Here is an 11799-nt window from a genome sequence, read left to right on the forward strand (position 1 = left end):
ATCGCCCGCGGGCAGGCCGAGGGGATCTTCCGCGCCGACGTCGATCCCCTGGACGTCCACCTGTTGATCAGCGCGCTCTGCTTCTTCCGGGTCTCGAACCGCCACACCTTCGGGGCGATCTTCTCGATCGACCTCGCCGCGCCCGACTTGCGGACCCGCCACAAGCGGATGGTCGGCGACGCGGTCATCGGGATGCTGTCCCTGCGCTGACCCGGCCGGGAACCGGATTCGGGCCCGGTCGATTGCTCTTCATGAAGATCAGCACAGTCATGGAGGAGAGCCCGATGACCCGAGGCACCAGCCGTCTCGTCCTGCTCGCCGTCCTGGCCGCCTCGCCGGTGGTGGCGCAGGTCGTCGACAAGCCGCTCGTCGACAGCCCGCAGCGCAGCCGCGAGATGGCCCCCAACATGCCGTCGGTCCACGAGACGCCGGCCGAGCGCGTCCGCCCGGGCGACGCCGACACGACCGGTACCGTGCGGCCCCCCGCCCCGGACCCGAAGACGACCGACGGGGTGCTGCGGCCCCAGCGCGGGTGAGCGGAATCCGGTCGGGCTCCGCCGTCCCATGACGGCGCGCCCCGCGCCGAGAGAGCGCCGGGGCGTCCCCCCGCCTTGCGAATCGCCGATCGGGCTGCTTCCCTCACCCAGCCAGGGAGGCCGCTCATGACCGACGAACTCGTGTTCTACACTCATCCGATGTCCCGCGGCCGCATCGTCCGCTGGATGCTGGAGGAGGTCGGCGCGACGTACCGCACCGAGATCCTCGGTTACGGCCCGACGATGAAGGACGTGGCCTACCGGGCCATCAATCCCCTCGCCAAGGTGCCGTCGCTGGTCCATCGCGGCGTCACCGTCACCGAGACGGCGGCGATCTGCGCCTATCTGGCCGACGCCTTTCCGCACGCCGGTCTCGCCCCGGCCCCGAACGATCCCGAGCGCGGCGCCTATTACCGCTGGCTGTTCTTCGCCGCCGGCCCGGTCGAGGCCGCGGTGACCAACAAGGCGCTCGGCGTCGTGGTCCCGGACGATCCGCAGATGCGCGCCATGGTCGGCTACGGCAGCCTGGCGGAGGTCCTGGATGCCCTCGAGGGGGCCGTCTCGGGCCGCGACTACCTCGCCGGTGGGCGCTTCTCGGCCGCGGACCTCTATGTCGGCTCGCACCTGATCTGGGGCATGCAGTTCGGCTCGATCGAGCGGCGCCCGGCCTACGAGGCCTACGTGGCCCGTCTCGTCGACCGGCCCGCGGCCGTCCGCGCCCGGGAGATCGACGACCGGATTCACGCCGAGATGCAGCAGCAGGCGTGATTGACGCCGCGATCCAGCCGGGGAGAGGCACCCACGGAGGCGGTCGAGCGGGAACGTCCGGCCTCCGCCCGCGTTCGCACCGCGACGCAGCGGAAATCCTCCGCGCCCCAGCCTGACGGAGCCACCATGGCCAGCGACCTGATTCACGACGTCTTCAGCGGCGAGCGCAACCTGACCACCAAGGAGCGGGCCATCTCGGTCGTGCTCGGCCTCGGCCTCGCCGCGGCGGCGGCCCAGCCCCGGCCGAACAAGTTCCTGAGCCTCGCGGCCCTGGTCGCCGGCTCGCTCCTGGCGATCCGCGGCGCCACCGGCCATTGCGCCGCGAAGTCGCTGATGAACGACAGCGGACGCAGCCCGGCCCGCATCTGACGAACGACCGATCCGGGGCGTCCCTGCGGGCGCCCCGGATCTCCGTCGGGTCATTTGGTTTCCCTTGGATCGTTCGCCTGCACCCTAGAGACGAGAAAGGCCCGTACCGGCATCCCGGTACGGGCCTTTCTCGTTTCGGGTCGAGGCCGGCTGCCGCCGGCCTTCGATTCACTCAGAGCACGGTGGTGCGGCGACGGCCCTGGATGAAGCCGAAGATCGCGAGCACGACGACCGCGCCGACGACCGAGGCAATCAGGCCGGCGCCCTCGTTGGGCGGGTACCAGCCGGTGACCTGTCCGAGGAAGGTCGCCACGAAGGCGCCGACGATGCCGAGCAGCGTCGTCATGATGAAGCCGCTCGGCTCATTGGCCGTGCCGGGCATGATGAACTTGGCGATGACACCGGCGACGAAGCCGATGATGATGGTCCACAGGATCGCAAGCATGGGGGCTGCCCTTCGGCTCCGCTTCTATGCTGATGAAACGCACGGGTCGGGCCGAGGTTGCGCCGGACGACGTGACCGTTCGGCATTTCCTGCCCTCGCCCAGTTCCCGCTCAGTTCCCGCCCTCGCCCCGGCCGTCGCCCGTCCTTCGCCGCGAGGGCCCTTTACGCGGCCCCGCCTTCGGCGGCACAAGGCGCCGGAGCGCTACGGAAGCCTCGTGGAGAACCCGATGACCATCACGCGTTTCGAGACCGGCCCCCGGATGAGCCAGGCTGTGGTCCATCACGGCACCGCCTACCTGGCCGGGCAGGTCGCGGACAACGTCTCGAACGGCGAGGGCGTCGAGGCGCAGACCAAGGACATCCTGGCCCAGATCGACGCACTGCTCGCCAGCGTCGGCAGCGACAAGACCCGGCTCCTCTCGGCCACGATCTACCTCGCCGACATGTCGACCTTCGCCGAGATGAACCGCGCCTGGGACGGCTGGGTCGCCGCCGGCCACACCCCGGCCCGCGCCACCGTCGAGGCCAAGCTCGCCGCCCCGCAATACAAGGTCGAGATCTCGATCATCGCCGCGACCGGAGCCTGACCGATGCGGCTGCTCCGGCGCGGTTTCCTGCGGGCCTCGGCCTGCCTCCTCGCCCTCGCGGCGGGGTCCGTCGGCTCCGCGGCGGCCGCGCCGGAGCGGGTCGTCAACGTCTACAACTGGTCGGACTACATCGACCCCCAGATGCTCGACGCCTTCACGCGCGAGACCGGCATCAAGGTGGTGTACGACACCTACGACACCAACGAGATCGTCGAGACCAAGCTGCTCGCCGGCCGCTCGGGCTACGACATCGTGGTGCCGTCCGGCCCGTTCCTGCAGCGCCTGATCAAGGCGGGCGTCTTCCAGCCCCTCGACAAGGCCAAGCTGCCGAACCTGAAGAACGCCTGGCCCGAGGTGACGGCGCGGCTCGCGGTCTACGATCCGGGCAACGCCTACGCCGTCGACTACATGTGGGGCACCACCGGCATCGGCATGAACACCGCCCTGGTGCGCGCCCGCCTGGGGGCGAACCAGCCGCTCAACACCTGGGACATCGTCCTGCGCCCCGAGCTCGTCGCCAAGCTCAAGGATTGCGGCGTCACGATACTGGACGCACCCGAGGACATCTTTCCGAGCGTGCTCCAGGCCCTCGGGCTGAAGCCCGACACGCGGCGGGTCGACGATCTCGAGAAGGCGGGCGACGCGCTGTTCCGCATCCGCGGCGCGGTGCAGAAGTTCCACTCCTCGGAATACATCAACCAGCTCGCCAACGGCGACGTCTGCCTGTCGGTCGGCTATTCCGGCGACGTGCTGCAGGCCCGCCGCCGGGCCCGCGAGGCCAAGAACGACGTCGACATCGCCTACGTCATCCCGCAGCAGGGCGCGCTGATGTGGTTCGATTCCTTCGCGATTCCGAAGGACGCCCCCCACGCGGCGGAGGCCCACGCCTTCATCGACTTCATGATGCGGCCCGAGGTGGCGGCGGCCAACACCAACTTCGTGTCCTACGCGAGCGGAAACCTGGCCGCCAAGGCCCTGGTCAAGCCGGAGATCCTGGCCGATCCCGGCATCTACCCGGACGAGGCGACGTTCCGGCGGCTGTTCACCAACACCGCCTACGACGACCGCACCCAGCGGCTGGTGACGCGGCTCTGGACCCGGGTGCGCACCGGACGCTGAGGCACCCACCCACGAGAAGGGCCCGCTCCTCGCCGGAACGGGCCCCGTCCTGTTCTGCCCACCCGCGTCGCGGGCGAGCGGAATCTCGTTCCGGCATCAATCCTTGAGGTCGTCCGGCACCTTGCCGCCGTTCTCCTCGAGCTTCTTGATGACCTGCTTGTGCAGCCACACGTTCATCGTGGCCGAATCCTCGGTGTCGCCGGTGTAGTTCAGCTCCTTGGCGAGTTCCTTGCGGGCCGACAGGCTGCTGTCGAGGTGGAGCAGCTTCATCAGGTCGACGATCGAGGTGCGCCAGTTCAGCGGCTGGCCGGCCTTTCCGGCGAGGTCGTTGAGCACCGCCTCGACATCGACCTTGCCGTCGACCTTCGGCACCGTGCCGCCGGATGCCGCGTCCGAGCCGCCGCCGAGCGCTCCGCCCGCCGAGGACGTATCGGTCTTGGGCGCATCCCCCGACGTCTGCGCCTGGGCGTCGCCGCCGCCGAAGGGGTGCAGGATCTTGCTGACGATCGTCCCGAGCAGGCTCATCGTGTCGTTCTCCGTCTGGGGCTCGTGGGGCGCTGCCCGCACCCACGCGGGCGGAGGGCGGGCGCGCTCGGCCCTGCGGCACGGTAACGAACGGCCCCGCTCACCGTTCCGTGAGGCTCGTCCGTGAAGCTGGCGCCGCGACCATCCCGGCGCTGCATGCCGCCGCGGGATGGGCTAAGGACGGGCCGGATGGCGGGCCGGGCGCGTGGCGCCGGCCGCGACGGGAATGCGTGGGAGCGGCATGACAGGGGATCCGATACGCCGGGCGCTCGACGACGTCTGGTACTGCGTCGGCGAGAGCCGCAGCGTCCGGCCCGGCGGCATGCGGTCGGTGAGCCTCGGCGAGGAGGCCGTGGTGGTCGGGCGCGAGGAGTCGGGCGCGCTGTTCGCGCTGCGCGACCGCTGCCCGCATCGCGGCATGGCGCTCTCGGCCGGCCGCATCGTCGACGGCAACCTCGTCTGCCCGTTCCACGGCTGGCAGTTCCGGCCCGACGGCGCCTGCGCGGCGATCCCGGCGCTCGCCCGCCGGGACGACGCGAACTTCGCGTCCGTCCGCCTCGCCCGCTTCGCGGTGGCGGAGAAGTCCGGCCTGATCTGGGTCCATACCAGCGCCAACCCGGCGCATGCCAGCCCCGAGGCGGCGCCGCCGATCCCGGAGGTCGAGTTCGACTATTGCGGGCAGCTGGTCGAGATCCTGGAGGTCGAGGCCTCGTTCGACCTCGTGGCGCTGAGCTTCGTCGATCCGGCCCACGTCGCCTACGTGCACGATTCCTGGTGGTGGCGCCCCTCGAAGACCATGAAGGAGAAGGTGAAGCACTTCGCGCCCTCGCCCTTCGGCTTCACCATGACGAGCCACACGGCCAAGACCGCCTCCCTCGCCTATCGCCTGCTCGGCTCGATTCCGGAGGTCGAGATCGAGTTCCGGCTGCCGGGCGTGCGGCTGGAGCGGATCACCGCCGGCGAGAAGCGGCTGGCGAACTACACCTTCGCCGCGCCGCTGGCGAACGGGCGCACCGCGCTCATCAACGCGATGTACTGGAACATCCCGGCCCTCAACCTGCTCAAGCCCGTCGCCCGGCCGCTGATGCGCCAGTTCCTCGGCCAGGACCGGGACGTGCTCCAGATCGCCCAGCGCGGCCTCGACCGGAAGCCCGCGATGGTGCTGATGGGCGAGAGCGACGTGCAGTCGCAATGGTACTTCAGCCTCAAGCGCGAGTTCCTGCGGGCGCGCGAGGCGGCGGCGCCCTTCGTCAATCCGCTGGAGCCGCGGGAGCTGCGCTGGCGCAGTTGAACGCGCCGACACGGCGCCGGCGGCATCGCGATCGTGCCTGCTGCAGCGATGTCGCGGGCAACGGCGGAATGCAGGGCGAGTGGGACCGGTGGGTAATTCTGTTTCGGCCCACCGGATCGGCATCAAATCCTTCGAGCGCACGCCGGAGCGCTATCGCTGTCCGTTCTTTTCAGGGTATGCCGTCTCTTCCGCTGCCCGGGGGGAATGGATGTCAGGCGACGTCTTCCGCATCGTCTACAAGAGCACGGCCGCTCATCCGATGGAGACGATGCTGGGACAGGGCCACATCGCCTCTCTGCTGGCGGTCGCCCGGGAGCGCAACCGTCGGGCGGAGGTGACCGGCGTGCTGGTCTATACCGGGCTCGGCTTCTTCCAGGTGCTGGAGGGGCGGCGCTCCGCCGTGCAGCCGATCTTCGAGTCGATCCTGGTCGACCGGCGCCACCACACCCTGGCGGTGATCGAGATGGATGTCGTCGCCGAGCGGCGTTTCCCGGGCTGGAACATGGGCTTCCTCGGCACCACCCCGGAGCTCGACGCGCGGCTGAACGGCGCCTGCCCCGCGGGCGGTGCCGAGGCCCGCGACCAGCTCCTGCGCCGCACCCTGCTGCTCCTCGTCGACAGCCCGATCAGCACGCCCTGGCATTCCGCCCGCGACGATGCTTCCGGGGACGCCCGGCGCTGAGTCCCTCTCACCCCGCCCGGGCGGGCGGGTCGGCGGCAAGCAGCGCCACGGCGACCGCCGGGCCGCAGGTCGACGCGAAGGCGCCGGCCTCCGGAGCCAGACGGGGCGCCAGGAGGTCGCTCAGCTCCTCGGCCGGCCGGCCGAGACGGGCGGCGAGGCGCGCGGCGACGAAGCGGCCGGCGCCGCAGATCACGACCGGCGCCTCCTCCGGCAGCTCGCCGCGGGACAGGATCGTGGCGGCGGCATCGTGCAGGAGCCGCAGCTGCGCCTCCGCGAAGACCCCCGCGAGGCGGACCCAGTCGGCGGCGGAGCCCTCGTGGCGGTCGCGCCCGATCATCCGCGCGAGCCGGATCTCGGTCTCCGGGATGGACTTGCCCTTGAGGTCGGCGGTGTCCTGCTGGTCCTCCGCCTCCGGCAGGTCGCGGAGCAGCCGGTAGGCGTCCCCGGTGGTGGCGAAGCACTCGGCCATCAGGGCGGTGCGGCGGCCGCGGAACGGCACGGCCGGGCTGAGCGCCAGGAGCGGGGTTCGCACGACCCCGGTATAGACCAGTTCGCCGGTCTCCAGCCGCTCGGCATCGCTGTAGCCGACCGCCCAGGGCTGCCCGTCGCGGATCGGGATCAGGTCGCCGGTGGTCGAGCCGAGATCGACCAGGAGGGCCGCCGGCCGGAGGCGTCCGACGAGGGCTGCGGTGGCGTGCCAGTTGGCGCTGGCGACGTCGGGCGCCTTCGCCCCGGCCTCCTCGGGTGCCACGAAGCCGGCGCGCCCGGCATAGACCGCGACCGTGCCGGGCAGGTGCGCGGCGGCCCAGCCGGCGATCTGCGTCACCCCGTCGGCGCGGTCGGAAAAGCAATCGGTCAACTCGCCGGTCATCGTCACGGCGTGGTGCGCCGGCTCGCGCGCCCAGCCCGGCAGCGCGGCGACCGAATCGTCCAGCGCCGGCAGGCCGTTCCAGAGCGGGCACGGCACCTGCACCACCGCCTGCACCCGGCCCCCCTCGACCAGGGCCGCCTTGACATGGACCCCGCCGAAGTCCCAGCCGATGATGCGCTCGCGCGGAGAAACGGAAGGGGCGGAGGAATGGGAATCAGTCACGGTCGGGTCCCGGTCACGGCGCGTCGGGCCCGGGTCGCATGAGCGGCGCTCCTTCCGCAACCCGGACCGAGGTGGTGCCGGTCCTCGACCTGCGCGGCGGCCTCGTCGTGCGGGCCCGGGCCGGCGACCGCGACGCCTACGCGCCGATCGTGACGCCGCTCAGCCCCGGCTCCGCCCCGGCCGACGTGGCCCGGGGCCTCCTCGGCGCCTGGCCGGCGCGGCGGCTCTACGTCGCCGATCTCGACGCGATCGTGGACGGCGTGCCGCCCGACCTCGGCGCGCTCCGGGCGATCCGCGCCGCCTGCCCGGGGATCGAGCTGTGGGTCGATGCGGGGTTCTCCAGCGAGGCGGGCGTGGCGGCCTTCCTGGCCTCCGGCCTCGGCCGGCCGGTGCTCGGCAGCGAAAGCCAGGCCGACGACGCCCTGGTGCGCCGCATCGGCGACCGGGCGGTCCTGTCCCTCGACAGCCGGGACGGGGCTCCGATGGGGCCCGCGATCCTGCACGAGGATGCGTCCGCCTGGCCGCCGGAGGTGATCGTGATGACGCTCGCGCGCGTCGGCAGCGGCGCCGGACCGGACCTCGCGGGATTGCGGGCGCTCAAGGCGCGGGCGCCGCATGTCGCGTTCTACGCCGCCGGGGGCTTGCGCGGCCCGGAGGATCTGCCGGCCCTCGACGACGCGGGAGCGGCGGGGGTGCTCGTCGCCAGTGCGATCCACGACGGGCGGCTGCGGGCCTGAGGCCCGTCGGCGGCGGCGAGAAAGGCGGGGCGATATGCGCGGGACGGCGTGCCCGCCCGACGCCGCCGCGCTTGTCCGGACCCGGTCGCCGTGCTCCGCTTGATGCGACGCCGAGCCAGGACCCCGCGATGCCCTCCACCGATCTCGTGACGATGCGTGCCACCGACCTCGCGCGGGCCATCCGCGACCGGGCCGTCTCGGCCCGGGAGGTGATGCAGGCCCATCTCGACCAGATCGCCCGCCACAACCCGGCGGTGAACGCCATCGTGTCCCTGCGCGACCCCGACGCGCTCCTCGCCGAGGCCGAGGCCGCCGACCGGGAGCTCAAGGAGCGGGGTCCGCGCGGGCCGCTCCACGGCCTGCCGCACGCGGTCAAGGACCTCTCGCCCACCGCCGGCATCCGCACCACCCACGGCTCGCCGCTCTTCCGCGACACCGTGCCGGAGGTGGACGCGCTCCACGTCGCCCGCCTCCGAGCGGCGGGCGCGCTGCTCATCGGCAAGACCAACGTGCCGGAATTCGGCCTCGGCTCGCACAGCACCAACCCGGTCTTCGGCCCGACCCGCAACGCCTACGATCCGCGCAAGGCCGGGGGCGGATCGAGCGGCGGCGCCGGGGTGGCGCTCGCCATGCGGATGGTGCCCCTTGCGGACGGCAGCGACCATGGCGGCTCCCTGCGCAATCCCGCCGCCTGGAACAACGTGCTGGGCCTGCGCCCCGCCGCCGGGCGCATCCCGAACAGCACCGAGGAGGTCTTCCTGCCCCAGCTCGGGGTGCTCGGGCCGATGGCGCGCTGCACCGAGGATCTCGGCCTGCTCCTCTCGGTCCAGGCCGGGTACGATCCCCGCACGCCGACCGCTTTCCGGGAGGACCCCGCCGCCTTCGCGGCGCCGCGTCCCCGGGAGCTGAAGGGCCTGCGGATCGGCTGGATCGGCGATTTCGGGGGCCACCTGCCGTTCGAGCCCGGCGTGCTCGACCTCTGCGAGGACGCCCTGCGGGTGTTGTCGGGCGAGGGCGCGGCGGTGGAGCCGGTACTGCCGGCCTTCGACCCGGAGGCGATCTGGAAGAGCTGGACCCGGCTGCGCCAATGGATCATCGGCGCGACCCTCGCGGTCCATTGGCGCGACCCGGAAACGCGCGCCCTGATGCGGCCGGAGGCGATCTGGGAGGTCGAGCAGGGCCAGGGGCTCTCGGCCTTCGACGTCCACGCTGCCAGCGTCACCCGCACCGCCTGGTACCACTGCGTGCGCGAATTGTTCACGCGCTTCGACGTGCTGGCGATGCCCGCCGCCCAGGTCTTCCCGTTCGCCGCCGAGGAGACCTGGCCGCGGGAGGTCGGCGGGCGCGCCATGGACACCTATCACCGCTGGATGGAGGTGGTGGTGCCCGGCACGCTCTCGGGCTGTCCGGTGATCAGCCTGCCGGCCGGCTTCAACGCCGCGGGCCTGCCGATGGGCCTCCAGCTCATCGCCCCGAACCGCGGCGAGGCGGAACTGCTGGCCATCGCTGCCGCCTACGAGGCGGTGACGGGCTTCGACCGGGTGCTGCCGCCGGCCCTGCGCGGCTGATCCCCGTACCTGATCACGGCGGCGTGAACGGGATAGGCTGCCTGCTCCGCTTGCCGCCTGTCAGACCTCCCGGCATACATGGCGGGCAACAAGCTCGGCCACGCCGCAACGGCCGAGATCCGGAGGAAATCCCGATGAAGCCCTTCCTGCTGGCGCTCGCCGCCGGCGTCTCCCTCGCGAGCGCCGCCCTTGCCCAGGACACGACCGCCGGCGACACCAAGGCCAAGGTCGACAACCTGGAGAAACTCGGCAGCTTCAAGCAGACCGGCGTCGCCGAGCCGGCACCGATCCCGCAGACCGGCCGGCGCGCCGACGCGATCAACAAGACGCTCCAGAAGATCAAGGTCCCGGACGGGTTCAAGATCGAGCTCTACGCCGTGGTGCCGGACGCCCGCTCGATGGCGGTCGGCCCGAATGCCGGCGTGGTCTTCGTCGGCACCCGCAAGTCCAAGATGTACACCGTCACCGATCGCGACAAGGACCGCGTCGCCGACGAGGTGAAGGTCTACGCGCCGGGCGTCGACTTCAAGATCCCGAACGGCGTCTGCTTCTCCCGCGACGGCGTGCTGACGGTGGTGGAGCAGAACCGCATCCTGGCCTTCCCGGCTGCCGAGTTCTTCTACGAGGGCACGGACGGCCCGGCCGTCGTGGTGGTCAAGCAGGGCGAGCTGATTCCGCCGTCCGAGGAAAGCTACAACCACACCGCCCGGATGTGCCGCATCGGGCCGGACGGCAAGCTCTACGTCTCCCTCGGCCAGCCGTTCAACGTGCCGCCGAAGGAGAAGTCCGACCTCTACGCCAAGACCGGCATCGGCGGCATCATCCGCATGGATGCCGACGGCAAGAACCGGGAGGTCTACGCCACCGGCATCCGCAACTCGGTCGGCATGGACTTTGCCCCCGACAAGACCCTGTGGTTCACCGACAACCAGGTCGACGGCATGGGCGACGACCAGCCGCCCGGCGAGCTGAACCAGATCACCAAGCCCGGCCAGAATTTCGGCTTCCCGTGGTTCGGCGGCGGCGCCGTCCGCACCGTCGAGTACAAGGACGACAAGGTCCCGGCCGACGTCGTGGCGCCCAAGGCGGAACTCCCACCCCACGCCGCCGATCTCGGCATGATCGTCTACAAGGGCAAGTCGTTCCCGGAAAAATATCGCGGCGGCATCTTCACCGCCGAGCACGGCTCCTGGAACCGCACCACGCCGATCGGCGCCCGGGTGATGTTCGTGCCGGTCAACAAGGACGGCAGCGCCGGCAAGCCCGAGCCCTTCGCCGAGGGCTGGCTGACCGAGGGCGGCGAGTATCTCGGCCGCCCGGTCGACGTCGCGACCCTGCCCGACGGCTCGCTGCTGGTCTCCGACGACACGGCCGGCGCGATCTACCGCATCTCCTACGAGAAGTAGGTTTTTCGGAGCGGGGCGGCCGGAGGGCCACCCCGCTTCCATCTCAAGGAGACGCCCATGACCCGCGCCCTCGCCCTCCTGCTGCTCGCCGCCGCCACCGTCCCGGCCGCCGCCGGCGATGCCAAGGCCGGCCGCGCCAAGGCGATCGCCTGCCAGGCCTGCCACGGTCTCGACGGCCTCTCGAAGCTTCCCGACGCGCCGAACCTCGCCGGCCAGGTCGAGCCCTACCTCGTCAAGGCGCTGACCGAGTTCCGTACCGGGACGCGCAAGAACGAGGTGATGTCGGTCGCCGCCCAGGACCTGTCGGATGCCGACATCGCCAACCTGGCGGCGTATTACAGCGGAATCCAGATCGACGTGATTCCGCCGGGCTGAGTCGCTTCCGCCAGAGCACTCATCCGACGAGGCGAGTACTGGTTCGTCGGGTAAGTTCTTGATGATCAATGGAGTAGAGCAGCGTCCGTTCGCAAAACCCACGGCGCGCGACTCGGCACACGTGCGTGCCGGTGTGCTGGCGTTCCACGAGGGTTCGACCCTTTCCCGGACGACTGACGCGTTAGCGGAGGGAGATCCGGGATCCAGCGGTAAAACTTCGCGAAGCGACCGACTTCCTGCAACGGTACAGTCTGCTGAGCCGCTTCGCGGCACATCTTGTGCTGGATCCCGGATCTCC

At 71.3% G+C, this 11799-nt stretch carries 14 protein-coding genes and 1 pseudogene; 12 read left to right on the top strand and 3 right to left on the bottom strand.

The genetic code is table 11. The features are described from left to right. The 4 genes and pseudogenes from QR78_RS35130 to QR78_RS26185 form a co-directional block, all read left to right on the top strand. Positions 1-210: pseudogene (locus QR78_RS35130) on the top strand (TetR/AcrR family transcriptional regulator); the annotation flags it as partial. A 74-nt stretch (positions 211-284) separates the two neighbouring features. Beyond that, a complete protein-coding gene (locus QR78_RS26175) occupies positions 285-536 on the top strand; it encodes a hypothetical protein (RefSeq protein ID WP_053221099.1) in 252 nt (83 codons plus the stop codon). Between the two features lie 126 nt (positions 537-662). Next, the gene (locus QR78_RS26180; RefSeq protein ID WP_048430534.1) at positions 663-1304 is read left to right on the top strand and encodes a glutathione S-transferase family protein; all 642 of its coding nucleotides are present in this window, start codon (positions 663-665) and stop codon (positions 1302-1304) included. Positions 1305-1430: 126 nt separating this feature from the next. Beyond that, complete coding sequence (locus QR78_RS26185) at positions 1431-1673, top strand: YgaP-like transmembrane domain (protein ID WP_048430535.1); 243 nt, start codon at positions 1431-1433, stop codon at positions 1671-1673. A gap of 172 nt (positions 1674-1845) precedes the next feature. On the opposite strand, the gene QR78_RS26190 is transcribed toward QR78_RS26185, so the two are convergent. Continuing rightward, a complete protein-coding gene (locus QR78_RS26190) occupies positions 1846-2118 on the bottom strand; it encodes a GlsB/YeaQ/YmgE family stress response membrane protein (RefSeq protein ID WP_048430536.1) in 273 nt (90 codons plus the stop codon). Positions 2119-2345: 227 nt separating this feature from the next. On the opposite strand from QR78_RS26190, the gene QR78_RS26195 reads away from it, so the two are divergent. Together QR78_RS26195 and QR78_RS26200 are read left to right on the top strand one after the other, a co-directional pair. Further along, positions 2346-2705 (top strand): RidA family protein, encoded by a 360-nt coding sequence (locus QR78_RS26195; RefSeq protein ID WP_048430537.1) that lies wholly within the window; start codon positions 2346-2348, stop codon positions 2703-2705. A 3-nt stretch (positions 2706-2708) separates the two neighbouring features. Next, positions 2709-3824 (top strand): polyamine ABC transporter substrate-binding protein, encoded by a 1116-nt coding sequence (locus QR78_RS26200; RefSeq protein WP_082172080.1) that lies wholly within the window; start codon positions 2709-2711, stop codon positions 3822-3824. 96 nt (positions 3825-3920) lie between these two features. Here the strand turns inward: QR78_RS26200 and QR78_RS26205 are convergent, their stop codons facing one another. Next, positions 3921-4349, bottom strand: a complete 429-nt coding sequence (locus QR78_RS26205; RefSeq protein WP_048430538.1) for a DUF3597 domain-containing protein — start codon at positions 4347-4349, stop codon at positions 3921-3923. Between the two features lie 241 nt (positions 4350-4590). Between QR78_RS26205 and QR78_RS26210 the strand changes: the two genes are divergently transcribed. Both QR78_RS26210 and QR78_RS32140 read left to right on the top strand, forming a co-directional pair. After that, positions 4591-5640, top strand: a complete 1050-nt coding sequence (locus QR78_RS26210; protein ID WP_082172081.1) for an aromatic ring-hydroxylating oxygenase subunit alpha — start codon at positions 4591-4593, stop codon at positions 5638-5640. Between the two features lie 208 nt (positions 5641-5848). Beyond that, entirely contained in the window at positions 5849-6322 is a 474-nt protein-coding gene (locus QR78_RS32140; RefSeq protein WP_053221100.1) for a BLUF domain-containing protein, read from the top strand. 7 nt (positions 6323-6329) lie between these two features. Here QR78_RS32140 and QR78_RS26220 read toward each other — a convergent pair whose 3' ends face one another. Then, the gene (locus tag QR78_RS26220; protein ID WP_048430540.1) at positions 6330-7415 is read right to left on the bottom strand and encodes a hydantoinase/oxoprolinase family protein; all 1086 of its coding nucleotides are present in this window, start codon (positions 7413-7415) and stop codon (positions 6330-6332) included. Positions 7416-7453: 38 nt separating this feature from the next. Between QR78_RS26220 and QR78_RS26225 the strand changes: the two genes are divergently transcribed. The 4 genes from QR78_RS26225 (at position 7454) to QR78_RS26240 (ending at position 11501) form a co-directional block, all read left to right on the top strand. Continuing rightward, entirely contained in the window at positions 7454-8152 is a 699-nt protein-coding gene (locus QR78_RS26225) for a HisA/HisF-related TIM barrel protein (protein WP_048430541.1), read from the top strand. A gap of 128 nt (positions 8153-8280) precedes the next feature. Then, positions 8281-9720 (top strand): amidase, encoded by a 1440-nt coding sequence (locus QR78_RS26230; RefSeq protein ID WP_048430542.1) that lies wholly within the window; start codon positions 8281-8283, stop codon positions 9718-9720. A 134-nt stretch (positions 9721-9854) separates the two neighbouring features. Continuing rightward, entirely contained in the window at positions 9855-11126 is a 1272-nt protein-coding gene (locus QR78_RS26235) for a PQQ-dependent sugar dehydrogenase (protein ID WP_048430543.1), read from the top strand. A 57-nt stretch (positions 11127-11183) separates the two neighbouring features. After that, entirely contained in the window at positions 11184-11501 is a 318-nt protein-coding gene (locus tag QR78_RS26240) for a c-type cytochrome (protein WP_048430544.1), read from the top strand. Positions 11502-11799 lie beyond the last annotated feature (298 nt).

Source organism: Methylobacterium indicum, assembly GCF_001043895.1.
Classification (GTDB): Bacteria; Pseudomonadota; Alphaproteobacteria; order Rhizobiales; family Beijerinckiaceae; genus Methylobacterium; species Methylobacterium indicum.

Coding starts and splice junctions, on each gene's coding strand:
- QR78_RS26175 (WP_053221099.1), top strand. CDS start 285: ATGACCCGAGGCACCAGCCGTCTCGTCCTGCTCGCCGTCCTGGCCGCC.
- QR78_RS26180 (WP_048430534.1), top strand. CDS start 663: ATGACCGACGAACTCGTGTTCTACACTCATCCGATGTCCCGCGGCCGC.
- QR78_RS26185 (WP_048430535.1), top strand. CDS start 1,431: ATGGCCAGCGACCTGATTCACGACGTCTTCAGCGGCGAGCGCAACCTG.
- QR78_RS26190 (WP_048430536.1), bottom strand. CDS start 2,118: ATGCTTGCGATCCTGTGGACCATCATCATCGGCTTCGTCGCCGGTGTC.
- QR78_RS26195 (WP_048430537.1), top strand. CDS start 2,346: ATGACCATCACGCGTTTCGAGACCGGCCCCCGGATGAGCCAGGCTGTG.
- QR78_RS26200 (WP_082172080.1), top strand. CDS start 2,709: ATGCGGCTGCTCCGGCGCGGTTTCCTGCGGGCCTCGGCCTGCCTCCTC.
- QR78_RS26205 (WP_048430538.1), bottom strand. CDS start 4,349: ATGAGCCTGCTCGGGACGATCGTCAGCAAGATCCTGCACCCCTTCGGC.
- QR78_RS26210 (WP_082172081.1), top strand. CDS start 4,591: ATGACAGGGGATCCGATACGCCGGGCGCTCGACGACGTCTGGTACTGC.
- QR78_RS32140 (WP_053221100.1), top strand. CDS start 5,849: ATGTCAGGCGACGTCTTCCGCATCGTCTACAAGAGCACGGCCGCTCAT.
- QR78_RS26225 (WP_048430541.1), top strand. CDS start 7,454: ATGAGCGGCGCTCCTTCCGCAACCCGGACCGAGGTGGTGCCGGTCCTC.
- QR78_RS26230 (WP_048430542.1), top strand. CDS start 8,281: ATGCCCTCCACCGATCTCGTGACGATGCGTGCCACCGACCTCGCGCGG.
- QR78_RS26235 (WP_048430543.1), top strand. CDS start 9,855: ATGAAGCCCTTCCTGCTGGCGCTCGCCGCCGGCGTCTCCCTCGCGAGC.
- QR78_RS26240 (WP_048430544.1), top strand. CDS start 11,184: ATGACCCGCGCCCTCGCCCTCCTGCTGCTCGCCGCCGCCACCGTCCCG.